This is a genomic window from Pseudomonas muyukensis (assembly GCF_019139535.1).
GTDB classification, from domain to species: Bacteria; Pseudomonadota; Gammaproteobacteria; order Pseudomonadales; family Pseudomonadaceae; genus Aquipseudomonas; species Aquipseudomonas muyukensis.
In genome coordinates this window covers 1,955,349-1,978,767 of the sequence record NZ_CP077073.1, presented here as the reverse complement: position 1 = coordinate 1,978,767, position 23,419 = coordinate 1,955,349, and the positions used below count along the sequence as shown (strand labels likewise).

Here is a 23,419-nt window from a genome sequence, read left to right as displayed (position 1 = left end):
GGGGTTTGTTTTTGCGCGCAAGATCAGTGAGTGACGCGGCTGGTGCCATCGACCGTCATGATGCGCACGCGCTCGCCGACGCGGAAGATCTCGTTCTGCTGCACCTGCTGCACATAGGCACGCATGCTGCCGTCGTCTTCGCGTACGGTGATTTCCACGCCCTGGGTGCGGGTCAGGCCTTCTTCGGCGGCCGAGCCGGCCAGGCCGCCGGCCACGGCACCGATGACCGCGGCAACGATGCTGCCACGGCCACCGCCCACGGCGCTGCCGGCGACGCCACCGACGATGGCACCGGCGCCACCGCCGATCGGGGTCTTGGTGCCTTCGATCTTCACCGGCCGCAAGGATTCGATGGTGCCCATGCGCACGGTCTGCACGCGGCGGGCCTCATCACGGGAGTAGCTGTCGCCGGTCAGCGACGATTGGCAGCCGCCCAGCAGCAGCGACACGGTGGTGAAGCTGGCCAGCAGCAAAGCGGATTTACGCATGAGGAGCATCTCCAGTAAGTCAGGTAAGCATTAGACTCTTCGCCTTGACGGGTGTCACGGCGCAAAGGTTATAAAATTGTTTTCATTCAGCTCAGGTACAGCCACCGTTGGCTGTGCTACGGGCCTACAGGTGAGACCAAGGATAGCCATGGATTACTTCATCGTCGTCATCGTGACCATCGCCGGCCTGTATTTTCACGGCTGGCTGTATGTGCGCATGCGCCGCTGGATGGACCGCGACCTGGCGTTGTCGCTGGCGGGGGATGACCCGCACCGGCGGGCATGCATGCTGGCGTTGCTCGAGCGGGCACGCAAGGAGAAGGTCAAGCGCAAGGCGCTGGGGGAATGGTTGCAGCGGGAGGCGGCGAAAACGCCTTAGGCTCTGTACGAAAAGCCTTGATACTCGTCCATGCTGCGTTGAACTACAGCGCCTAGACAGCGGCGTGGCAGCGGGCTTGCCCCGCTCCCACGATTATTCCACTGCGCCGCACCGGCAAATCACGGCGCCAGGCGCTCACGCAACCACTGCCCATCCACCAGCCGGTAATTGAGCCGGTCATGCAAGCGGCTCGCTCGCCCCTGCCAGAACTCCACGCGCTCCGGCAACAGGCGATAGCCCCCCCAATGTTCCGGGCAATCAGGCTGGGTATCGCTGAAGCGTGCTTCGGTGGCCTTGACCAGCCCCTCGAGTTCGGCGCGATCGGCAATCACCCGGCTTTGCGGCGACGCCCAGGCCCCCAGCCGGCTGCCCAGCGGGCGCACCTGATAGTAGTCGTCCGACTCCTTGGCCGTGACCTTCTCCACCCGCCCTTCGATGCGCACCTGACGCTCCAGCGCCGGCCAGAAGAAGGTCATCGCGGCAAAGGGATTGGCCGCAAGGTGCTGGCCCTTGGCGCTTTGGTAGTTGGTGAAAAAGGTGAACCCGCGCGTATCCAGGGCCTTGAGCAACAGCACCCGGCAATGCGGGCGGCCATCGGCATCGACGGTCGCCAGGGTCATGGCATTGGCTTCCACCGGTAGCTGCTCGGTCTTCAGCGCATCGGCGAACCAGTGGTGAAACAGCGCAAACGGCTCCCCCGGGGCCTGGGCTTCGGCCAGGCCATCACGGGTGTAGTCGCGGCGCATATCGGCCAGGGATTGGGTCATGACTGCGTTTCCTTGACGATCAGTTGGTCTTCGCAGGGCTGTTGGCGGCGACTTTCTTGTCGGTGGCGGCCTTCTTCGCGGCGGGCTTGGCCGCAGTGGCCTTCTTCTTCGCGGTGGTGCTGGCCTTGGCCGGGGCCTTGGCTTTGGCGGCCGGTTTCTTCGCCGCAGGCTTGGCGGCGGCCTTGGCGGCGGGCTTGGCGGTCGCGGCCTTGGCTGCAGGGGCCTTGGCGTCTTGCACCGCGACCATGGCAGCCGGCGTCGGCGCGGGTGCGGCCTGCTGGTACTTGGCCAGCAGCGCGACCATGGTGTTCTGCGGGGTCAGCAGCAGTTCGACGCGACGGTTCAGGGCACGGCCCTCGGCGCTGTCGTTGGCAGCGCGCGGCATCACCGAGCCCATGCCCTTGAGCATCAGGCGGTCACGCTGCAGGCCGCTGAGGCGGAAAATCGCCGACACCGAGGCGGCGCGCTCGAGGCTGAGCTTCTGGTTGGCGGCGGTGGCACCGCTGCTGTCGGCGTGGCCGAGCACCAGCACGGCGGTCTTGCTGTCGGTCTCGACGACCTTGGCCACCTGGGTGATCGGGCCGAGGGTGACCGGCAGCAGCATGTTCGGACGGTCCGGGTTGTACGAGCTGTCCACCGGGATGGTCACGACCAGCACGTCCTCGCGGCGCTCCAGTTCGAACTTGCTGCCCTTGATGGCCTCGCGGACCTTGGGTTCGTACTGGTCAAGCCAGGCCTGGGTGGCTTTCTGGTCGATCTTCGGCACAGCCGCGACCTTGCCCGGCTTGGCGTCGCCACCAAACGGCCACCACCAGCGGCTGCTGCTCTCGGACTTGGCATCGGCCTTGGCGACCTTCTCGACCACGGCCTCTTTCACTTCCTGGTCGGCGACCTGGTCCGAACCAAACGGCCACCAGTTGAGCGCGCTGTCCTTGGACGAATCCTGCGAATGGCTGGCGCAGCCGGTCATGGCCAGGCACAGGGCGAGTGCTAAGGTTTTATGTGAAGACATCAGCGATACACCATGAAATAGAAAGAAATTTTGCCCATACGCGTCAGGCGTTGGCATTGAGGATAGTCAAAGGGTTCGGGCAATACCCGCGTTACCCGATCAAAGGCAAGTGCCAAGGGTGCGCACCAGTCGCTGTGCGCGCGGATCCATCAGCACGTAGGGGCCCAGGGTATTGGTGACGAAGCCGAAGGCCACGTCGTGTTCGGGGTCGGCGAAACCGACCGAGCCACCCGCGCCTGGGTGGCCGAAGGCACGGGCGCCCAGCCCGAAGGTGGCATTGGCCACATCCGGCTGGTCGAGCATGCAGCCCAGGCCGAAGCGGGTCTGGGTCAGCAGGGTACGGTCCTGGCCGAGGCTGTGCTCGCGGGTCAACTCGTCAAGCAGTTCGGATTCGAGCAGGCTGCCGTCGAGCAGGCCGGCGTAGAAGCCCGCCAGGCTGCGGGCGTTGCCGTGGCCATTGGCCGCCGGCTGCTGCATGCGCCGCCACTCAGGTTTGTTGGTGCTGGTGAGGATGGCCGGTGGGTTGGTGAAGGCCCGGGTCGACAGCGCCTCGGGTTCGCGCATCGTGACCTGCAGCAGGCGCTGGGCCGCGGCATCGCCAGGGTTGCCCTTGCCGCGGGCGATATGCGCCACGCGGTGGAATTCTTCATCCGCCAGGCCGACATGGAAGTCCAGGCCCAGCGGCTTGGCAGTACGAGCGACGATGGAGTCGCCCGGGCCACGGCCATCGGCGCGGCGAATCAGCTCGCCAATCAGCCAGCCATAGGTAATGGCGGCGTAGCCATGCTCGCTACCGGGGTGCCACCAGGGGGCTTCGGCGGCCAGGGCGTCGACCATCGCCTGCCAGTCGTACAGGGCCTCGGCCGGCAGCAGCTCGCGAATGGCTGGTAGGCCTGCGCGGTGGCTGAGCAGCTGGCGCAAGGTCACCTGCTCCTTGCCGGCCTGGGCGAACTCGGGCCAGTAGCGCGCCACGGGCGCGTCGAGGGCCAGCTTGCCCTCGCCCACCAGTTGCAGGGCGGTGACGGCGGTGAAGGTCTTGGTGCAGGAGAACAGGTTGGCGATAGTGTCGCTGTGCCAGGCCTCGCGGCCATCCTTGTCGGCACTGCCGGCCCAGAGGTCGACCACGGTTTGCCCGCCGACCTGGATGCACAGCGCGGCACCACGCTCCTGGGGATCCTCGAACAACGCGGCGAAGGCCTCGCGCACCGCCTCGAACTTCAGCTCATAGTGACCCTGGATCTGCACCCGACTACCTCTCTGCACGGCCTGGCTTGCAAAAGCGTGCATTGTTTCAGTAGTTGGCCGATTTGCCTACTGGAGATGGCTGGGTGGTTGCGAGGCTGGGCTGGCGCCTACAGGTTTCGTGCGGATCTCGCTGTTGTAGGAGCCAGCCTTGCTGGCGAATGGGCCCAAGCGCCGCTAGGGTGCGGGCCTGCTGAACGCAGCGAGCGCTTGTCGGTTGCTGCGACGCACCGCTTCGATGAAGCCCGCATAGGGCACATCGGTGATCGCCACCAGCCCCAGGTGCCCATTCTCGCCATCGAGCAGGCGCCCGCTGGCGGGTTGATCCAGGTACTGGAACCAGTGCGCGCCGACGATCATCGGCTGGGCCACTGCGGCCTTGAGGAAATTGCCATACGCCGGGCCGCGGTCTTCCTCGCGGGCCACTTCCAACGGGCCAGGCCAGAACGGGCCACGGTCGCGGGAGCCGAACTGGAACTCGGACACCAGCACCGGCTTGTCCAGCTCGGCCAGGCGGGCGAAATCGTAGCCGTCCTCGGGCTTGAGGGTATAGAAGTTGAAACTCAGCACGTCGCAGAACTCGGCGCAGGCCTTGACCGCCTCGGGCGTGCTCACCGCGTAACGGCCACCCAGCAACAAGTGATTGGGCGCATGCCACTTCAGCGCATCGGAAATGGTCTTGAAGTAGGTTTCGGCGAACACCTGCTGGAAATACTGGTAGTCACGCTCGATTTCCGGGTGCTCGGGGTTGGGCAGGGGCGCCTCGAAACCTGGGTCTTCCATCAGTTCCCAGGCGGTCAATTCGATTCCCCAGGCCTTGGACAAGCCGGCCTGGTTGCGATACTTGTCACGCAACTGCTTGAGGAAGGCGCGCTTGGCCGGCACATCGGTGGTCAGGCGCAAGGTGCCGTAGGCCAGGCCATAGCGGGCCTTGGGGTCGTCGCCCGGCGCGGCCCAGGCCAGTTCGTTGTCGGCAAAGTAGCCCATCAGCCAGGGGTCGTCGCGGTGATCGCGGGCGGCGATGGCCACGGCGCGCTCGGTGGCCATGGCGAAACGCGGGTCGAACGGGTCGGGCATGCGGCCCCACCAATCCATGCCGGTGCTGATGCTGGCGTAATCGCCGACGATCGACAGCGCCAAGGTGTAGGGCATGCGCTTGGCCTGGCCCAGCGCCGGGTCGCTCCAGTTGCCCAGGGTATTGAAGCCCCAGGCTTGCAGGCGATCGAGGGTATGGGCCTGCCAGCGGGACGCATCCACCACCAAGGGTGGGCACACCGCGGCCTGGTCACCTTGCGCACAGGGTTTGCCGTAGGTGCGCTGGAGATTGCCGGCATAGAAGTCGAACCAGCGCCCCTGCTTGAAACCACGGCCCTGGGACGAAGCATTGCCATCGTCATTGTTGCCCTGGCCATAAAACGCCGCCAGCGCGTCGCCTTCACCCGGCAGGGCCTTGAACATGCCCTCGCGCCCGGCGACATAGGTGCGCCCGCCGTCGGCGGCCACGGCGTTGACGCCCAGCGAATAGAACGGGTGCCCGTCCGGGGTCACCAGGTACCAGCGGCCCTCGTGCTTCTCGCTGCGGAAGAAGCCCTTGGCCTCGAACACCGGGCCGGCCAGCACGCCGCCGTAGGCATCCAGCTTGAGCGTGTCGCGCTCGGCCAGCCAGGCCTTGAGCTGTGCCTGCTCGCGGGTGTCGGCAGCCTTGAGCTGCTCGTCGTTGACGATCTTTTCCGGCCAGCGGCCACGGGTTGACTGGCCGTAGCCATCGATCAGCTCGGCATAGGCGGCCTTGAAGGCCAGGTCGTCATCCTGCACGCCGACTTTCTCGATCAGCAGGCTCTGTGCCACCTTCGGCCCCGGGATGCTCAGGCTGAGCGACGTGACCTGCGCCAGGTCCGCCGCCCCTTCACTGCTGGCCAACAGCAGGCGTTGGCCTTCGAAAACCCAGGGCATCGGCGGCCCGGCACGCATGCCCTGGCTCAGCGGCGAGCGGGCCTTGAGCGGGATCATCACCGTCTGCGCCGGGCCGGCCGGCAGGTCGATCCGGCTGGTGAGGGTACGCCCGTCACTGCTCTGTATCGTCACGTTGACGGTCAGGGCCCAATCCATGCCGCTTTGCAGGCGCAGGGTCAGGGCCTGCCCGGCCGACCAGTCCCAGGCTCCGCTCTGCGGGGCCAGGCGCAAGGTCGGCTGCGCCACCGGGTTGAACACCACCCGTCGCAATACCTCGCCTTCGGCTGTCTGTTCCGCGTTGTACTGCGGCAGCGTGGCGTCCTGGGTGAGCACGTTCACCACCGAGGCCGGGCGCACGAAACTGAACAGCGTCTGTTGCCCGGCGAGCAAGGGCGCGCTGAACAACAGGGAGAACATCACAGGCAGGGTACGGCGGATCATAGGGCGGTGGCTCTCCTTCAGAGCCCGTCACGGGCTCCAGATCGAGTAATGGACAACGGATGGCGCGTCTTGCTCTGGCGGTCAGCCGATTTCCCGTCGGAAGGGCGGCAGTGCATTGAGGATAGCCTTGCCGTAGCGTTGGGTGACCAGGCGGCGGTCGAGCAAGGTGATCACCCCGCGGTCCTGTTCGGTACGCAACAGCCGACCGCAGGCCTGGATCAGGCGCAGCGAGGCGTCGGGCACGGCGATTTCCATGAACGGATTGCCGCCGCGGGCCTCGATCCACTCGGCCAGGGCCGCCTCGACCGGGTCGTCCGGCACGGCGAAGGGGATCTTGGCGATCACCACGTGCTCGCAGTAGGCGCCCGGCAAGTCGACGCCTTCGGCGAAGCTGGCCAGGCCGAACAGCACGCTGTGCTGGCCATCATCGACCCGCGCCTTGTGCTTGTTGAGGGTCTCCTGCTTGGACAGGTTGCCCTGGATCAGCACCAGCTTGCGCCAGTCGCGGTCCAGGCCGTCGAATACGTCTTGCATCTGCTTGCGCGAAGAGAACAGCACCAATGCGCCACGGGCGTCCTCGACGATGGCTGGCAGCGCGCGGATGATCGCCGCGGTGTGGGCGGCGGCATCACGCGGGTCGGCGCCCAGGTCGGGCACCCGCAGCAGGCCGGCGTCGCCGTGCACGAACGGGCTGGGGACCACGCACTGCACGGCATCGCGGGGCAGCCCCGAGCGCATGCGGAAGCGGTCGAACTTGCCCAGCGCGGTCAAGGTCGCCGAGGTCACCAAGGCACCATGGGCGACGTTCCACAGGCTCTTGCGCAGCATCTCGGCGGCCAGGATGGGGCTGGCGTTGACCTCGATGTCGAACAGCGCGCCGCTCTCGGCCAGGGTCAGCCAGCGCGCCATGGGCGGGTTGTCCTCGGGGTCTTCGGCGGTGAAGGCGGTCCACAGCTCCCAGTTGCCCTGGGCACGGGTCACCAGGCTGCCGAACAGCGGGTACCACTCCTCGGCCTGGTGGCTGGCGATACCGATGTTGTTCTCGCCGTCCATGCCTTCCTTGAGCAGGTCGGCCAGGCGGGTAAACAGGTCGTTGAGGCGGGCGAAGCCCTTCTTGAGTTCGATGCCGACTTCGCGGATCTGCTCGGGCACCACGCCGCCTTCGAAACGGTAGCGCGGGCGGTCGCGGCCTTCCATGTCCTCGCCGACGCGGAAGTCGGCGACCTGCTCGCACAGGGTGAACATGAACTGCTGCTGGGTACGCACCTCGCGGGCCAGCTCCGGCACCTGCTCGATGTACTTGCCCAGGTCGCCCGGCAGCGGGTGCTGGGCCAGCAGCTTGGTCAGGTTCTTGGCGGTCTGCTCCAGCCAGTCGGCGGTGGAGCGCAGGCGCGAGTAATGGGCGAAGTGGCCAATGGCTTTGTCCGGCAGGTGGTGGCCTTCGTCGAACACGTACATGGTTTCGCGCGGGTCGGGCAGCACCGCGCCGCCGCCCAGCGCCAGGTCGGCCAGGACCATGTCGTGGTTGGTGACGATCACGTCGACCTTGCCCATGCCTTCACGGGCCTTGTAGAACACGCACTGCTGGAAGTTCGGGCAATGACGGCCGGTGCACTGGCTGTGGTCGGTGGTCAGGCGCGCCCAGTCCTGGTCCTCGATGGCCTCCGACCAGCTGTCGCGGTCGCCGTCCCAGCGGTTGCCGGCGAGCTTCTCGATCATGCTGTTGAACAGCTTCTGGCTGCGCTCGTCGACTTCGATATGGAAGCCTTCTTCCTCGAACAGCTGCGCGGTGGCCGACTGGGCGTGGCCTTCCTGCAGCAGGATGTCGAGCTTGGAAAGGCACAGGTAGCGGCCACGCCCCTTGGCCAGGGCGAAGCTGAAGTTCAGCCCGCTGTTGCGCATCAGGTCGGGCAGGTCCTTGAAGACGATCTGCTCCTGCAGCGCGACGGTGGCGGTGGCGATCACCAGGCGCTTGCCGGCGGCCTTGGCGGCGGGGATCGCGGCGAGGCTGTAGGCGACGGTCTTGCCGGTACCGGTGCCGGCCTCGACCGCCACCACGGCGGGCTCGCCCGCACGGCGGCCTTCGTCGTCGCAGGCGATGTCGCCGAGCACCTTGGCCACTTCGGCGATCATCAGGCGCTGGCCATAGCGTGGCTTGAGGCTTTTGGCTTCGAGGAAACGCGAATAGGCGCCCTGGATGGTGGCTTTGAGTTCGTTGCTGATCATGGTCTGCGGGCGCCCGGAGGGCTGGATATATTTTCAGTGTTTCGCATGGGCCGGCTATCATACCCCGCTATTGCCCTTTGTGCCCCATGGAGATCCGGATGCTTGCCTTTGCCCTGCCCTACACCTTGCATGTCCTGGCCGCCCTGGTGTGGGTCGGTGGGATGTTCTTCGCCTGGCTGGTGCTGCGCCCGGCCACGGTTGCCGCCCTCGAAGGGCCGGCGCGACTGCGCTTGTGGGTGGAGGTTTTCCAGCGGTTCTTCAGATGGGTCTGGCTGGCGGTGGCGGTGCTGGCTGTCAGTGGGGTCGGCATGATCCACCTGCGCTTTGCCGGGTTCGAGACCGCGCCTCGCTACGTGCAGGTGATGATTGGCGGGGGGATCGTCATGTTTGCGTTGTTCATGCGGGTTCAGGGGTTGTTGTTGCCCGAGCTGCGGGCGGCGGTGCAGGCCGAGGATTGGGCTGCCGGCGCTGGGGTGCTGGGGCGGATTCGGCGGTTGGTGGGGGTTAATTTGTTGATTGGGGTGTTGGTGGTGGGGGTGGCCAGTTCTCGGGTTTGGGTTTGAGAGGGCGGGTTCGGGTTCGGGTTCGGGTTCGGGTTCGGGTTCGGGTTCGGGTTCGGGTTCGGGTTCGGGTTCGGCAGCGATGGTTTTGATTTTTGTATGCTCATTCATAGATGATGTCGACATTTAGTCACCTTTTCGCCCTTACGGCGACCTACTTTTGCACGCGGGCAAAAGTAGGCAAAAACCGCTCGCTCCATTCATCCGGCCCCTACGCTACGCTCCGGGGTTCCCTCGCTCCGTTCTTGCTCCCGTGGGGACCGCGCTGTACGCCCCATCCTGGGGCGCAGCGCTCGACGGCCATCCATGGCCGTCGCCCCACTACGCAAGAACTCCACTCGGCCTCCTGAAGTCGCAATTGGCGGCGCCTGGACCATTGCGCGCTTAGAAGCAAAATCAAGAGCAGATCAAGAGCAGATCAAGAGCAGATCAAGAGCAGATCAAGAGCAGATCAAGAGCAGATCAAGAGCAGATCAAGAGCAGAGATATTGGTTTGTTAGTTGGACATGTGTTGTTTTTTCGTGGTGCAGGCCCACTTCCTCGCTAGGTCACTTTATCGAATTGGTGTGGAAGCGGGCTTGCCCCGCGATGCGATCCAGAGTTCCCACTAATTCAACTAGCGATTAGCTGCGTCAGTGCAGGCGCCGCCCGTAACTTCGCGACTTCAGGAGGCCGAACGCAGGCCTTGCGTAGGGAGGTGACGGGCATGGATGCCCGTCAAGCGCTGGGGCCCAGGATGGGCCCTACAGCGCGGTCCTCCCGGGAGCAAGGCCGGAGTGAGGGAACCCCGGAGCGGAGCGGAGGGGCCGGATGAATGGAGCGAGGATTTTTTGGTGACTTTTTGATCCTTCAAAAAGTTACCCGCCGTAAGGGCGGAAAGGTGACTATGCGTCGCCATCACAAATGAATGCGTATACAACTACCAAAACCAACCAACAACCAACAACCAACAACCAAACAACCAAACAACCAAACAACCAAACAACCAAACAACCAAACAACCCTATTCAAACCCACTCAAAGCCGCTGCAGAATCAACTCCCCGGAAGCCCCAGCCAACCCAGGCTGCCCGGCCTGCCCAGGCCGCCCATTGGCCCCCGCATCGGTGCTATAGACCAGACACCCCTTGCTGGCCCCACCCCGCCCCGCCTTGCCCGCAGCCCCCGGCTTACCCGGCGCACCGCCATCAAGCCGTACCACGATCCGCTCCCGGGCGAACCCCTCAGGCACGCTCAAGCGAATCCGCCCACCCGCAGCGCCATCATGGCCATTGCCCCCATCATCACCATTGGCCCCCCGGCTAGCCTGACCCCAGGTACAACCACCCGGCGTGCCATTGGCGCCATCGAGCCCGAAATACCCAGGCGCTCCCGCCCCGCCCCGGGCATCGATGGCCACCCGCTCAGCCTCCAGCGCCTCCAGGCGCAGATCCAGATTGCGCCCCGGCCGCGCCGCGCGCTCGTAGCTGCCCGGCGCTCCCGGCGCGCTGAACTCGCTGCCCTCGGCCAACGCCGCATGCGCCGCCACGATATTCAGCTCATGCTCGGCCGGGGCAATGGCAATGCGCGCATCACGCCCCAGTTCGAGCCGGTCGATCTTCAATTCAGTCAGGCTGGCCGGCAACAGCAAGGTCGCCGAATCGGCCACCCGCAACTGCTCCAGGTGCACGCTGGCCGACTTGTTGGGCAGGCGCAGCATCGAATGGGCGGCAACTTCAAGGCTCTCGGCCTGGGCCAGCGGGGTGGCCAATGCGGCCAACAACATCAATTTACGCATGGCTCGGCGCCTCCTGCGGCCGTGGGATGGACATGACGTGGAAAATGCCGGTCAGCAAGATCTGCAACCGATCGAACCAGCGATGGCTGCGCCCACGCAGGCTGCCATTGAAAAACAGCACCTCGAGCGCATGCAAGCCGAGCAGGAAAACGCCCGCGGCGTTGATCAGCAGGTTGAACGGCAAGGGCTGCGGCATGAACAGATTGACCAGCACCACCCACCAGAACACCACCGTCAGGGCCTTGCCCAGGCCCAGGATGAACTTCATAGCCCCGCCCCCAAAGAATTGTTGTTATGTCGGCGCGGCCCGTTCGAGCGGGCCGTGCCGACAACAGTAACCCTACAGCTGGGGCGCGCGCCAGAGGGGTCAGTTCAGGTGCAATTCCACCCGTCGGTTGTGCCCGCGGCCTTCGTCGGTGTCGTTGTCGGCCACCGGCTCCGCCTCGCCACGTCCCTGGCTGGTCACCTTGGTCGGCGCCAGGCCCTGGCTGATCAGGTATTCGGCCACACTGCTGGCACGCCGCTCGGACAGTTTCTGGTTGTAGCTGTCCGAGCCTACGCTGTCGGTGTGCCCGACCACCTTGACACGGGTCACGCTGGGATCGTTGAGCTTGGGCAACAGGCTGTGCAGCCGCTGCTGGGCGCCACCGGTGAGCTCGGCGGAATCGAAGGCGAACAGCACCTGGCCCTGATCGTCCAGGGTGATCACTTCAGGTGTCGCCACAGGCGTCGGGGCCGGCGCCGATGCAGGGTACTGCGGCAACGGGCAGCCCATGTGATCGACCTGCGTCCCCGCCGGTGTGTCCGGGCAGCGGTCGCGGCGGTCGAAGACCCCATCACCATCCTCGTCGCCGTCCTGGGCATAACAGATCAAACCACCGGCAATGGCCCCGGCAACACCGGCGCCGGCCGCCCAACTGGAACTCTCGATGGCGCCCAGGCCACCACCGACCAGCCCGCCCAGCAGGCTGCAGATGGGCCAGGTCCTTTGATTGAGGGGCGCACTGCCGTCGCTGTGGGTGGCGCAACCTGCCAGCAGGCTGGTGGCCACTACCAGCGGCAGTGCCGCCTTCGACAAAACACGCATGGTGAATGCTCCTGTGTCACCGGCCGCTACCGGTCACACAGGAGTAAAGACGCGCCCGCGCCACTTCTCAAGGTACAGGCGCTACGCCATCAACGCTGGATCTTGATCTCGGTGCGGCGGTTCATCGCGCGGCCATCGGCCGTGGCGTTGTCGGCCACCGGCTGGGTCTCGCCGGCACCCACCACCGAAACGAAGCTGGCACGCGGCACACCGCTTTCCACCAGGTAGCTGGTCACCGACTGGGCGCGACGCTCGGAGAGCTTCTGGTTGTAGCTATCGGAGCCGACGCTGTCGGTATGGCCACTGACGCTCAGGCGGGCGCCGGGGGCTTCCTGCTTGAGGCGCGTGGCGACGGTGTTGAGGCGCTCCTTGTCGGTGGCGGTCAGGCGCGCCGAGTCGAACTCGAAGCGCACATCGCGAATGACGATGACTTCTTCCTTCTGCACCACGACTTCCTCGACCACCGGCGCAGGCGCAGGCGGGCAACCGTTGGCGTCGACCTGCACCCCGCGCGGCGTGCCCGGGCACTTGTCGCGGCTGTCCGGCACGCCATCGCCGTCTTCGTCGCCATCGCCATGGGCCCAGCAGTAGCCAGCCGCCAGGCCGCCACCGAGCAGGGCGCCCCAGCCGGCCCAGCTGGAACTCTCGATCGCGCCCAGGGCCGCGCCGCCCACACCCCCGACGGCAGCACACTTCGGCCAGTCGGTTTTCTGCAAACCTGCACAACCAGTCAACACACTGGTGAGCAGAACCAGGGGTACCGCTGTGCGTACTATGCTCATCTTGTTGCTTCTCCTAGGGGGAATCGGTGCAAAACCGATGCTCTGGGAGTAAAGACCGCCAATTCCCGCTCTGCCAGCAATAAGCCACGACGCGGCATGCCGCCTCTTTGCCCACACGGCGAGGACCGTTAGTCTTGAGCGACCTGAACGAGGATTGGCAATGACCGACGCTTTCGCCCAACGCACACCCCAGCAGGCCCTGGCCGCCCTGCTCGAGCGCTTCGCGCCGCGCCGCCTGCTGCTGGTGGGTACGCGCTTCCCGGCGCTCGACGCCTTCGCCGCGGCCCATCCACACAGCCACATCGAACTGGCCGCGCCCGGGCCCTTGCCTGCGGCGCTGGCCGGCCAGCGTTTCGACCTGGCGCTGCTGGTCGACTGCCTGGAGCATCTGCCCAAGCGCACCGGCCTGGAGCTGCTGGGCGGCATCCGCAACCTCAATGCCAGCCGGGTCGCGGTGCTCGCCGACCTCGCCGCCTGCGGCTGGCAGGCCACGGACTTCTTTGCCCTGGCCCTCTCGGCCAACGAAAAATTCCAGCGCGACGAGCAGGTGTTGAGCTTGTTCACCTATGATCTGCATGACTACAAACAGGTCCCGGACTGGCTCAACGCCAGGTTCTGGGCCAACCCGGAAAATTTTGGCAAGTACTGGTGGTGATTCAATGAGTGTCTCGGTCTGCCCTTGCGGCAGTGGCAACTTGCTCGACGCCTGCTGCGGGCATTATCACGGTGGCACCCCGGCGCCGGACGCCCAGGCCCTGATGCGCTCGCGCTACAGCGCCTACGTGCTGGGGTTGGTGGACTACCTGGTGGCCACCACCCTGCCGGCCCAGCAGGCCGACCTGGACCGCGCCGGCATTGCCGTCTGGAGCGCCCAGAGCACCTGGCTGGGGCTGGAGGTGGAAAGCGCCGAGGTGCTCGGCGGCCAGCCCGAACATGCCTTCGTCACCTTCACCGCGCGCTGGCACGACCAGCAGGGCGATCACCAGCACCGCGAGCGTTCGGCCTTCGTCCAGCATGCCGGGCGCTGGTACTTCATCGACCCGACAGTGCCCTTGAAGGCCGGGCGCAACGACCCCTGCCCCTGCGCCAGCGGGCAGAAGTTCAAGAAATGCTGCGCCAGTTACCTCGGTAGCTGACCATGCGCGCCCTGGCCCGCCTGCTCACCCTCGGCCTGCTCCTGGCCTGGCTGGCGGGCTGCGCCAGCTGGGGCGGCGCTGCCTGGCGCGAGCCGCAGGTGCACCTGTTGCAGGTCGAGCCGGTCAAGCTGCGCCTGCACCAGCAAGCCTTCGTCCTGCACTTGCAGGTCGACAATCCCAATGACGGCCGCCTGTTCATCCGCAACCTGGCCTATTCGGTCAAGCTCGGCGACCTGTTACTGGCCGAGGACCAGGCCAGCCTCTGGCGCAGTGTCGGCGGCCATGCAAGGCGCACCTTCAAGATCACTGCGTACACCAACCTCTGGCAGCACCTCAAGCCGCTGGCCAAGCTGCTCAAGGGCGGGCAACCGGTGCAGTACCAACTGCGCGGCGAGCTGGCCACCGGGCTGATCGTGCATCGGGACCTGCACATGACGCAAAGGGGTGAGATAATCCCCGGCGATCTTCAACCGGAGTAACAGCGCAATGACCCAGCAACCCCATGTCCATGGCCCCGACTGCAACCACGATCACGACCACCAGCATGCTCATGATCACGGCCATGTGCACGGCCCGCACTGCAACCACGGCCACCAGGAGCCGGTGCGCAACGCCCTGAAGGACGTCGGCCGCAACGACCCTTGCCCATGCGGCAGCCAGAAGAAATTCAAGAAGTGCCACGGCGCCTGACCGACGCACCACCGCTCCCCGGCAAACGCCGCGGGAGCGGGCCTGCCCCACGCTCGACCCGCCCCGCCACGACCGCTGGTAAATAAAGCTCCCCGGTACCTTGCACGGCGACTGCGCGCTCACTACCTTAGCGCCTTTCACAACCCCGCCACGCCCTGCAGGAGCCTAGTCATGGCCGCCCCCGTCCTTCCACCTTCGCGCCCCCACTTCGGCAACACCGCCGTGTTGCTCGGCATGCTCGCGCTCGCCGGCTGCCAACTGGGCGGGCAGCAGGACAGCGTGCCACCGAGCACCGGCGTGCAGCCGCTCAAGGGCCTGGCACAGAACGTCTCGGTGCGGCGCAACGCCATGGGCGCGGCGCTGATCGAAAGCAGCAACTTCCATGACGCACTGTTCAGCCTGGGCTACGTGCATGCCGGCGACCGCATCGGGCAGATGGTCGCCATGCGCCTGCTGGCCCAGGGCCGCCTGGCAGAACTGGCCGGCAGCGAGGCGCTGGAGATCGACCGCCTGATGCGCGCGGCCAACCTCAAGCAGAACGCCGGGCAGCTCTATGCCGACGCCTCGCCGCGGCTCAAGCGCTTCTTCGAGGTGTATGCCCGCGGGGTCAACGCCTACCTGTTCCGCTACCGCGACAAGCTGCCGGCGGAGCTGGCCCGCAGCGGCTACCGCCCGGAATACTGGAAGCCCGAGGATTCGGCGTTGATCTTCAGCCTGTATGCCTTCAGCCAATCGGTGAACCTGCAAGAAGAGCTGGCGGCCCTGACCCTGGCGCAGAAGGTCGGCGCCGACAAGCTGGCCTGGCTGCTGCCCGGCGCCCCCGACGAACCCCTGGCCGAGGCCGAGGTGGACAAACTCAAGGGCCTGAACCTGGCCAGCCAGCTACCGGGCCTTGCTGCCCTGGCGGCCAGCGGCCAGCGTCTGGCCGACCTCGGCCTGCTCGGTGCCCCGGGCTCGTCCAACCTGGCCCTGGCCCCCCAGCGCAGCCGCAGCGGCAAGAGCCTGCTGGCCAGCGACAGCCGCGCCACCTGGGCCCTGAGCCCGGTGCAGATCCACACTGGCAAGTACCAGGTCGCCGGCCTGTCGCTGCCCGGCTTGCCGATCGTGCTGGCCGGCTACAACGGCAAGCTGGCCTGGAGCGCCAGCGCGGTAATGGCCGACAACCAGGACCTGTTCCTCGAGCAAGTGCGCCGCCAGGGCAACCAGCTCAGCTACCTGGTCGACGGCAAGTGGCAGCCGGCCCGCGCGCGCAACGAAACCTTCTTCGTCCGCGGCCAGCGCCCGCAGCGCGAGGTGCTCTACGACACCCGCCACGGCACCCTGCTGCCGGGCCATGGCAGCCTGGCACTGGCGCTGCACCTGCCGCAGCTCAAGGACGACCGCAGCCTCGATGCGCTGTTCGACCTGACCCGCGCCAGCAACCTCGAGAAAGCCTTCGACAGCACCCGCGAGGTCGGCGCCGCGGCGCTCAACTTCGTCTTCGCCGAGCCGGGGCATATCGGCTGGCAGGTCAGCGGCCGCTACCCCAACCGCCGCGAAGGCCAGGGCCTGCTGCCCTCGCCGGGCTGGGACGGGCGTTACGACTGGGACGGTTTCGCCGACGCCATGCTCCACCCCTACGACCAGGACCCACCGGCCGGCTTCATCGGCCACGCCAACCAGCGCAGCCTGCCCAAGGGCTATGGCATGCAGTTGTCGAGCAGCTGGTACTACCCCGAGCGCGCCGAACGCCTGGCCCAGCTGGCCGGTAACGGCCGCCACGACAGCCGCAGCCTGATGGCGCTGCAGAACGACCAGGTAACGCCGCTGGCCGCCAAGCTCAAGCAGATGTTCGACGCCCCCGGCATGGCCCAGCCGCTCAAGCAGGCCATCGATGCCCTGCCCGCCGCCCAGCGCGACAAGGCCCGCGACGCCCTCGCCCGGCTCAAGGCCTTCGATGGCCGGTTGAGCCCGGTGTCGGCCGATGCCGCGCTGTATGAATTGTTCCTCAACGAGGTGACCCGGCAGACCTTCCTCGACGAACTGGGCCCGGAGTCCAGTCCGGCCTGGCAAGCGTTCGTCGGCAACGCGCAGCTGTCCTACTCGGCCCAGGCCGACCACTTGCTGGGGCGCGAGGACAGCCCGTTCTGGGATGACCGTGGCACCGCGCAAAAGGAAGACAAACCAGCCATCCTGGCCCGCAGCCTGGCCGCCGCGATCGACACCGGCACCGCGCAACTGGGCGCCGACCGCCGCGCCTGGCAATGGGGCAAGCTGCACCAGTACCGTTGGCCGGCACCAAACTACCAGGGCCTGGGCGACAACCTGAACCGCGCGCCGCTGGCCGCCGGTGGCGACTTCAGCACCCTGGCCCTGACCCCCTACGCCTGGGGCAGCCACTTCGACACGCAACTGCCAGCCTCGGCGCGCATGATCGTCGACTTCGGCCAGGCCGAGCCGCTGCAAGTGCTGACCAGCAGCGGCCAATCCGGCAACCCCGCCAGCCGTCACTACAGCGATGGGCTGGATGCCTGGTTCAAGGGGCGCTTCATGAGCCTGCCGCTGCAGCCGCAGAACTTCGCCAGGGCCTATGGCAACCAGCGCTTGACGCTGACGCCGGGCCGCTAAGCCAATGGACACGAAAAAGCCGCCTCGATGGGCGGCTTTTTCATGTCGCTCGCTGCAGCCGGCGCCTACTGCCAACACTGCCGGCTCGCTGCGACCGAGTGCCGCGCAAAGGATGCGCCCCGGCGCAACTTGTGCTTCTATCCTTGATCCCAGCCCTTACCGCAGACGCTCCGACCAGGACCACCATGCACCATTCGACCCATGACCTGCTGTCCCCCGTCCCGGGCATCGCCCGCCAGTTGCACAGTTTCCACTTCGGCCCGCGCGGCGGCGCCAAGGTGTACATCCAGGCTTCGCTGCACGCCGACGAGCTGCCGGGCATGCTGGTGGCCTGGCACCTCAAGCAGCGCCTGGGCGAACTTGAGCAGCAAGGGCGCCTGCAGCGCGAGGTCATCCTGGTGCCGGTGGCCAACCCCGTGGGCCTGGAGCAGGTGCTGCTGGATGCGCCGCTGGGCCGCTTCGAGCTGCAGAGCGGCGAGAACTTCAACCGCCATTTCGTCGACCTGTCGGACAGCATCGGCGACCAGGTCGAGGCCCATCTGAGCCAGGACCCGGCGCACAACCTGGCGCTGATTCGCGAGTACCTGCGCCGCGGCCTGGATGCCCACCCGCCGCGCACGCCCTTGCAGTCACTGCGCCTGACCTTGCAACGCCTGGCCTGCGATGCCGACATGGTGCTCGACCTGCACTGCGACTTCGAAGCGGTCGAGCACCTCTACACCACGCCCGAAGCCTGGCCGCAGGTCGAGCCGCTGGCCCGCTACCTGGGCGTCCAGGCCAGCCTGCTGGCCACCGACTCCGGCGGACAGTCGTTCGACGAATGTTTCAGCCTGGTCTGGTGGCAACTGCAGCAACGCTTCGGCAAACGCTTCCCGATTCCCCAGGGCAGCTTCTCGGTGACCATCGAGCTGCGTGGCCAGGCGGATGTCAGCCATGCCTTGGCGACCCAGGACTGCCAGGCGATCCTCGACTTCCTCACCCACAGCGGCGTCATCGCGGGCCAGTCCGCCGCACTGCCGGCCCTGCGCCAACCGGCCACGCCCCTGGCGGCGGTAGAACCGGTAACCGCACCATTGGGCGGCCTGCTGGTATTTCACGCCAAGCCAGGGCAGTACCTGGAGGCAGGCCAGCTGATCGCCGAAGTCATCGACCCGCTCAGCGACCGGGTCACGCCACTGCGCAACACCCAGGCGGGGCTAATGTATGCGCGCAGCGTGCGACGCATGGCCACCGCGGGCATGGTCGTCGCCCACGTGGCGGGCGAACAGGTCTGCCGCAGCGGCTACCTGCTGGGCAATTGATACGCGCTCAGGCCACTGGGGCCGGTGGCGGTTCGTCGGGCAGGGTCGGCTCGCCAGGCTCCATGGGCGGGTGCTCGCCGGGTTCCGGCGGCTGCGGCGTGTCGGGATCGGGCTGGTGTGGCACGCCGCCAGCGTGCAACGGGATCGACGCATGCACAGCGGGGTGCGCCAACAGCGACCAAGCCAGCAAGCCGATCTGGTTCGGCTGCAGGACGGCCAATTTGGCGCTGATTGCGGGGTCGAGTTTCATCGGCGTCTCCTGACGAGGCCCGGCGCGCGTCGTGCGCGGCGGGGCTGTTCACTCGTTGGAGTACCGGGCGGGGAAACAATTCCCCGCGTTTGGTCGGCTCAGGTGCGCGGCAGGGTAACGCCGCGCTGGCCCTGGTACTTGCCGCCACGGTCCTTGTACGAAACTTCGCATGCTTCGTCGGACTGCAGGAACAGCATCTGCGCCACGCCTTCGTTGGCATAGATCTTCGCCGGCAGCGTGGTGGTGTTGGAGAACTCCAGGGTCACGTGGCCTTCCCACTCGGGCTCCAGCGGGGTGACGTTGACGATGATGCCGCAACGGGCATAGGTGCTCTTGCCCAGGCAGATGGTCAGCACGTCACGCGGGATGCGGAAGTACTCGACGGTGCGGGCCAGGGCGAAGGAGTTCGGCGGGATGATGCAGACGTCGCTCTTGATGTCGACGAAGCTGCCAGCGTCGAAGTTCTTCGGATCGACGGTGGCCGAATTGATGTTGGTGAACACCTTGAATTCATCGGCGCAGCGCACGTCGTAGCCATAGCTGGAGACGCCGAAGGAAATGACTCGGCTGTCCTGCTCGCCACGCACCTGGCGCTCGACGAAGGGTTCGATCATGCCGTGTTCCTGCGCCATGCGGCGAATCCACTTGTCCGATTTGATGCTCATGGCGGGGTGTCCTGAAAGAGTGCGGGGTAAAAAAACAGATGCGCATCTTACCGGTCCCGACGCCCAGGTTAAAGTTTCCTTGCCCGATCCCGCGCCGGACGGGGGCTGCACAGGCCGCCGATCCGAATTTCATCAAAGCGCTTCTTGGCCATTGGCAGGTTGTGGAAAGTGGGTTAAGGTGGCGCCACTGTGCTGCACGTGACACCGAGAATCTCTAGTTTGATGCACGATCCTGATCGGCCCATCGCTGAATTTTCTGCTCTCTTTGCGCTCAGTCCCGGTCAGGGTGTTTCCTGACCGTTATCAACTTTGTCCAAGGAGACAGAAAAATGTCCAACCGTCAAAACGGTGTTGTTAAGTGGTTCAACGATGAGAAGGGCTATGGCTTCATCACCCCTCAGTCGGGCGACGACCTGTTCGTGCACTTCAAAGCCATCCAAGCTGACGGCTTCAAAACCCTGAAAGAAGGCCAGGCTGTTACTTTCGTCGCTACCCGCGGCCAGAAAGGCATGCAGGCTGAAGAAGTTCAGATCGCCTAAGTCGATCTCGCTTTTTAGCTTTCAAAAAAACCCGCCTTCTGGCGGGTTTTTTTATGCCTGACCGAAACACATGCGCGGTCCTGTGGGAGCGGCCTTGTGTCGCGAAAGGGTCGCGTCACAAGGCCGCTCCCACAGGGATCAGTCTTCGCTGATGGTGATGCTAGGCATCGCCGGTGCAGCCGCTTCCTGCAGCACAATCCGTGCACCCACCTGACGGGCCAACTCCTGGTAGACCATGGCAATCTGGCTCTCAGGCTCTGCAATCGCCGTCGGCTTGCCGCTGTCGGCCTGCTCGCGGATCAGCATCGACAGCGGCAGCGAAGCCAGCAGCTCGACGCCGTACTGCGCCGCCAGCTTCTCGCCGCCGCCGGCGCCGAACAGGTGCTCGGCATGACCGCAGTTCGAGCAGATGTGCACGGCCATGTTCTCCACCACGCCCAGCACCGGGATATTGACCTTGCGGAACATTTCCACGCCTTTTTTCGCATCCAGCAGCGCCAGGTCCTGAGGCGTGGTCACGATCACCGAACCTGCCACCGGCACTTTTTGCGCCAGGGTCAGCTGGATGTCGCCAGTGCCTGGCGGCATGTCGATCACCAGGTAGTCGAGGTCGTCCCAGGCGGTCTGGGTCACCAGTTGCAACAAGGCGCCGGACACCATCGGGCCGCGCCAGACCATCGGCGTGTTGTCGTCGGTGAGGAAGGCCATGGACATCACCTCGACGCCGTGGGCCTTGATCGGTACGAACCACTTCTGCTCGCGGATCTGCGGGCGGGTGCCTTCGGCGATACCGAACATCACGCCCTGGCTCGGGCCATAGATGTCGGCGTCGAGAATACCGACCCGGGCACCCTCACGGGCCAGGGCCAGGGCCAGGTTGGCCGCGGTGGTCGACTTGCCCACCCCGCCCTTGCCCGACGCCACGGCGATGACGTTCTTCACGTTGGCCATGGCCGGCACCTGGGCCTGGGCTTTGTGGGTAGCGACCACGCAGTCGATGCTCACCTGGGCCGAGGCGACCCCCTCCAGGTTCTCGATGGCGGTCTGCAGCACCTGGGCCCAGCCGCCCTTGAACAGGCCGGCGGCATAACCCAGTTGCAACTGCACCTTGACCTGCCCGCCGTGGATTTCGATGGCGCGCACGCACCCGGCGCTGACCGGGTCCTGGTTCAGGTAGGGGTCGGTGTACTGGCGAAGCACGCCTTCGACGGCGGCACGGGTGACGGCACTCATGGAGGCTCCCATTGGCAAACGGAATACGAAACAGGCGCCTATGCTAACCCGTCAATCGTCAGCAGATGCGCACGCGGGGTGAAATAAATTCGCCAGCCCTTTATAGTGGCCGATCATCCTTATTTTTACCCCGTCGCCAGATAAGTAGCCGAGCCACCATGTCCGAGCCACGTCAGATTCTCGTCACCAGCGCCCTGCCCTATGCCAATGGATCCATCCACCTTGGCCATATGCTCGAGTACATCCAGACGGACATGTGGGTGCGCTTCCAGAAACTGCGCGGCAACCAGTGCATCTACGTGTGCGCCGACGACGCCCACGGCTCGGCCATCATGCTGCGCGCCGAGAAGGAAGGCATCACCCCCGAGCAACTGATCGCCAACGTCCAGGCCGAGCATGCCGGCGACTTCGCCGACTTCCTGGTCGACTTCGACAACTTCCATTCCACGCACAGCGAGGAAAACCGCGAACTGTCGAGCATGATCTACGGCCGCCTGCGTGATGCCGGCCACATCGCCACCCGCTCCGTCACCCAATACTTCGACCCTGAAAAGGGCATGTTCCTCGCCGACCGCTTCATCAAGGGCACCTGCCCCAAGTGCGCGGCCGAGGACCAGTATGGCGACAACTGCGAAAAATGCGGGGCCACCTACGCCCCGACCGAGCTGAAGAACCCCAAGTCGGCGATCTCCGGTGCCACCCCGGTGCTGCGCGACTCGCAGCACTTCTTCTTCAAGCTGCCGGACTTCCAGGCCATGTTGCAGCAGTGGACCCGCAGCGGCACCCTGCAGGACGCCGTGGCCAACAAGCTTGCCGAGTGGCTGGACGCCGGCCTTCAGGAATGGGACATCTCCCGTGACGCGCCGTACTTCGGCTTCGAGATCCCCGGCGAGCCGGGCAAGTACTTCTATGTGTGGCTGGACGCGCCAATCGGCTACATGGCCAGCTTCAAGAACCTCTGCGCACGCCGCCCGGAGCTGGACTTCGACGCATTCTGGAACGAAGGCTCGCAGGCCGAGCTGTACCATTTCATCGGCAAGGACATCGTCAACTTCCACGCCCTGTTCTGGCCTGCCATGCTCGAAGGCGCGGGTTTGCGCAAGCCGACCGCGGTCAACGTGCACGGCTACCTGACCGTCAACGGCGCGAAGATGTCCAAGTCGCGCGGTACCTTCATCAAGGCGCGCACCTACCTCGACCACCTGCAACCGGAATACCTGCGCTACTACTATGCCGCCAAGCTCGGCCGCGGCGTCGACGACCTCGATCTGAACCTCGAGGACTTCGTGCAGAAGGTCAACTCCGACCTGGTCGGCAAGGTGGTCAACATCGCCAGCCGCTGCGCCGGCTTCATCCACAAGGGCAATGACGGCCTGATGGTTGCGGGCGATGCCGCGCCAGAGCTGAGCGAAGCCTTCCTCGCCGCCGCGCCGTCGATTGCCGAGGCCTACGAAGGCCGCGATTTCGGCCGCGCCATGCGCGAAATCATGGCCCTGGCCGACCGCGCCAACGCCTGGATCGCCGACAAGGCGCCGTGGTCGCTGGCCAAGCAGGAAGGCAAACAGGACGAAGTTCAGGCCATCTGCGCCCAGGGCGTCAACCTGTTCCGCCAGCTGGTGATCTTCCTCAAACCGGTGCTGCCGCTGCTGGCCGCCGACGCCGAGGCCTTCCTCAATGTCGCGCCGCTGACCTGGAACGACCTGCAGTCGCGCCTGGAAAACCACAAGCTCAACCCGTTCAAGGCGCTGATGAGCCGCATCGAGCCGGCCAAGGTCGAAGCCATGGTCGCCGCCAGCAAGGAAGACCTGCTGGCCGCCGACGCCAAGGCCGCCCCGGCAGGTAACGGCGAGCTGGCCAAGGATCCGCTGTCGGCCGAGATCGAATTCGACACCTTCGCTGCGGTAGACCTGCGCGTGGCCCTGATCGTCAAGGCCGAGGCCGTACCCGGTGCCGACAAGCTGCTGCAACTGACCCTGGACATCGGCGACGAGCGCCGCAATGTGTTCTCGGGCATCAAGTCGGCCTACCCGGATCCGTCCCTGCTGGAAGGCCGGCTGACCATGATGGTGGCCAACCTCAAGCCCCGCAAGATGCGCTTCGGTATCTCCGAGGGCATGGTCATGGCCGCCGGCCCTGGCGGGGAGGAGATCTACCTGCTCAGCCCCGACAGCGGCGCCAAGCCAGGCCAACGCATCAAGTAAGCTTTGCCCCGGCCACTGGCCGGGGCATTTGCATCGGCCGCGCGCTGCCGGATAATCAGGTTTTCCCGCAGATTTCGGCATTTC

The 23,419-nt window shown here is 65.8% G+C and carries 23 protein-coding genes; 10 read left to right on the top strand and 13 right to left on the bottom strand.

Annotation, left to right across the window (positions count from 1 at the left end; genetic code table 11):
* Positions 1-23 precede the first annotated feature (23 nt).
* Entirely contained in the window at positions 24-488 is a 465-nt protein-coding gene (locus KSS95_RS08910) for an outer membrane lipoprotein (protein WP_023632818.1), read from the bottom strand.
* Positions 489-636: 148 nt separating this feature from the next.
* Between KSS95_RS08910 and KSS95_RS08905 the strand changes: the two genes are divergently transcribed.
* Positions 637-867: a hypothetical protein gene (locus KSS95_RS08905; protein ID WP_217853338.1), complete on the top strand. Its 231-nt coding sequence runs from the start codon at positions 637-639 to the stop codon at positions 865-867.
* A 119-nt stretch (positions 868-986) separates the two neighbouring features.
* Here KSS95_RS08905 and pdxH read toward each other — a convergent pair whose 3' ends face one another.
* The 5 genes from pdxH to dinG form a co-directional block, all read right to left on the bottom strand.
* The gene (pdxH, locus tag KSS95_RS08900) at positions 987-1,634 is read right to left on the bottom strand and encodes a pyridoxamine 5'-phosphate oxidase (RefSeq protein WP_217853337.1); all 648 of its coding nucleotides are present in this window, start codon (positions 1,632-1,634) and stop codon (positions 987-989) included.
* A 19-nt stretch (positions 1,635-1,653) separates the two neighbouring features.
* A complete protein-coding gene (locus KSS95_RS08895) occupies positions 1,654-2,646 on the bottom strand; it encodes an OmpA family protein (RefSeq protein WP_217853336.1) in 993 nt (330 codons plus the stop codon).
* 99 nt (positions 2,647-2,745) lie between these two features.
* The gene (locus tag KSS95_RS08890) at positions 2,746-3,891 is read right to left on the bottom strand and encodes a serine hydrolase domain-containing protein (protein WP_217853950.1); all 1,146 of its coding nucleotides are present in this window, start codon (positions 3,889-3,891) and stop codon (positions 2,746-2,748) included.
* A gap of 174 nt (positions 3,892-4,065) precedes the next feature.
* Positions 4,066-6,282: a beta-galactosidase gene (locus KSS95_RS08885; protein WP_217853335.1), complete on the bottom strand. Its 2,217-nt coding sequence runs from the start codon at positions 6,280-6,282 to the stop codon at positions 4,066-4,068.
* A gap of 81 nt (positions 6,283-6,363) precedes the next feature.
* Positions 6,364-8,508 (bottom strand): ATP-dependent DNA helicase DinG, encoded by a 2,145-nt coding sequence (gene dinG, locus KSS95_RS08880; RefSeq protein ID WP_217853334.1) that lies wholly within the window; start codon positions 8,506-8,508, stop codon positions 6,364-6,366.
* A 98-nt stretch (positions 8,509-8,606) separates the two neighbouring features.
* Here dinG and KSS95_RS08875 point away from each other — a divergent pair, with 98 nt between their 5' ends.
* Positions 8,607-9,071 carry a CopD family protein gene (locus tag KSS95_RS08875; RefSeq protein WP_217853333.1) on the top strand — a complete coding sequence of 155 codons (465 nt, stop codon included), beginning with the start codon at positions 8,607-8,609 and terminating at the stop codon, positions 9,069-9,071.
* 1,014 nt (positions 9,072-10,085) lie between these two features.
* On the opposite strand, the gene KSS95_RS08870 is transcribed toward KSS95_RS08875, so the two are convergent.
* The 4 genes from KSS95_RS08870 to KSS95_RS08855 all read right to left on the bottom strand — a co-directional run bounded on the left by KSS95_RS08870 (position 10,086) and on the right by KSS95_RS08855 (position 12,713).
* On the bottom strand, positions 10,086-10,844 hold the full coding sequence (locus tag KSS95_RS08870; protein WP_217853332.1) for a collagen-like protein: 759 nt from the start codon (positions 10,842-10,844) through the stop codon (positions 10,086-10,088).
* Complete coding sequence (locus KSS95_RS08865) at positions 10,837-11,112, bottom strand: DUF1145 domain-containing protein (protein WP_217853331.1); 276 nt, start codon at positions 11,110-11,112, stop codon at positions 10,837-10,839. Before KSS95_RS08865 ends, KSS95_RS08870 begins: the two co-directional genes overlap by 8 nt.
* A gap of 99 nt (positions 11,113-11,211) precedes the next feature.
* The gene (locus KSS95_RS08860; protein ID WP_217853330.1) at positions 11,212-11,931 is read right to left on the bottom strand and encodes a PA1041 family peptidoglycan-binding anchor lipoprotein; all 720 of its coding nucleotides are present in this window, start codon (positions 11,929-11,931) and stop codon (positions 11,212-11,214) included.
* Positions 11,932-12,020: 89 nt separating this feature from the next.
* Positions 12,021-12,713 (bottom strand): PA1041 family peptidoglycan-binding anchor lipoprotein, encoded by a 693-nt coding sequence (locus KSS95_RS08855; protein ID WP_217853329.1) that lies wholly within the window; start codon positions 12,711-12,713, stop codon positions 12,021-12,023.
* A gap of 160 nt (positions 12,714-12,873) precedes the next feature.
* Between KSS95_RS08855 and KSS95_RS08850 the strand changes: the two genes are divergently transcribed.
* The 6 genes from KSS95_RS08850 (at position 12,874) to KSS95_RS08825 (ending at position 18,447) form a co-directional block, all read left to right on the top strand.
* Positions 12,874-13,368, top strand: a complete 495-nt coding sequence (locus KSS95_RS08850; RefSeq protein ID WP_217853328.1) for a DUF6231 family protein — start codon at positions 12,874-12,876, stop codon at positions 13,366-13,368.
* A 4-nt stretch (positions 13,369-13,372) separates the two neighbouring features.
* Entirely contained in the window at positions 13,373-13,849 is a 477-nt protein-coding gene (locus KSS95_RS08845; protein WP_217853327.1) for a YchJ family protein, read from the top strand.
* A gap of 2 nt (positions 13,850-13,851) precedes the next feature.
* Positions 13,852-14,328: an LEA/WHy family protein gene (locus KSS95_RS08840; protein ID WP_217853326.1), complete on the top strand. Its 477-nt coding sequence runs from the start codon at positions 13,852-13,854 to the stop codon at positions 14,326-14,328.
* Between the two features lie 7 nt (positions 14,329-14,335).
* Positions 14,336-14,539 (top strand): SEC-C metal-binding domain-containing protein, encoded by a 204-nt coding sequence (locus KSS95_RS08835; RefSeq protein ID WP_217853325.1) that lies wholly within the window; start codon positions 14,336-14,338, stop codon positions 14,537-14,539.
* 171 nt (positions 14,540-14,710) lie between these two features.
* Positions 14,711-17,146 (top strand): penicillin acylase family protein, encoded by a 2,436-nt coding sequence (locus tag KSS95_RS08830; RefSeq protein ID WP_217853324.1) that lies wholly within the window; start codon positions 14,711-14,713, stop codon positions 17,144-17,146.
* 185 nt (positions 17,147-17,331) lie between these two features.
* Positions 17,332-18,447, top strand: a complete 1,116-nt coding sequence (locus KSS95_RS08825) for a succinylglutamate desuccinylase/aspartoacylase family protein (protein WP_217853323.1) — start codon at positions 17,332-17,334, stop codon at positions 18,445-18,447.
* A gap of 7 nt (positions 18,448-18,454) precedes the next feature.
* Here the strand turns inward: KSS95_RS08825 and KSS95_RS08820 are convergent, their stop codons facing one another.
* Together KSS95_RS08820 and dcd are read right to left on the bottom strand one after the other, a co-directional pair.
* Entirely contained in the window at positions 18,455-18,697 is a 243-nt protein-coding gene (locus KSS95_RS08820) for a hypothetical protein (protein WP_217853322.1), read from the bottom strand.
* Positions 18,698-18,795: 98 nt separating this feature from the next.
* Positions 18,796-19,362 carry a dCTP deaminase gene (dcd, locus tag KSS95_RS08815; RefSeq protein WP_050704036.1) on the bottom strand — a complete coding sequence of 189 codons (567 nt, stop codon included), beginning with the start codon at positions 19,360-19,362 and terminating at the stop codon, positions 18,796-18,798.
* A gap of 329 nt (positions 19,363-19,691) precedes the next feature.
* Between dcd and KSS95_RS08810 the strand changes: the two genes are divergently transcribed.
* Positions 19,692-19,901 carry a cold-shock protein gene (locus KSS95_RS08810; RefSeq protein ID WP_027594207.1) on the top strand — a complete coding sequence of 70 codons (210 nt, stop codon included), beginning with the start codon at positions 19,692-19,694 and terminating at the stop codon, positions 19,899-19,901.
* Between the two features lie 138 nt (positions 19,902-20,039).
* On the opposite strand, the gene apbC is transcribed toward KSS95_RS08810, so the two are convergent.
* A complete protein-coding gene (gene apbC / locus KSS95_RS08805; protein WP_217853321.1) occupies positions 20,040-21,134 on the bottom strand; it encodes an iron-sulfur cluster carrier protein ApbC in 1,095 nt (364 codons plus the stop codon).
* Between the two features lie 158 nt (positions 21,135-21,292).
* On the opposite strand from apbC, the gene metG reads away from it, so the two are divergent.
* Positions 21,293-23,335 carry a methionine--tRNA ligase gene (gene metG / locus KSS95_RS08800; protein WP_217853320.1) on the top strand — a complete coding sequence of 681 codons (2,043 nt, stop codon included), beginning with the start codon at positions 21,293-21,295 and terminating at the stop codon, positions 23,333-23,335.
* The last annotated feature ends 84 nt before the right edge of the window (positions 23,336-23,419 follow it).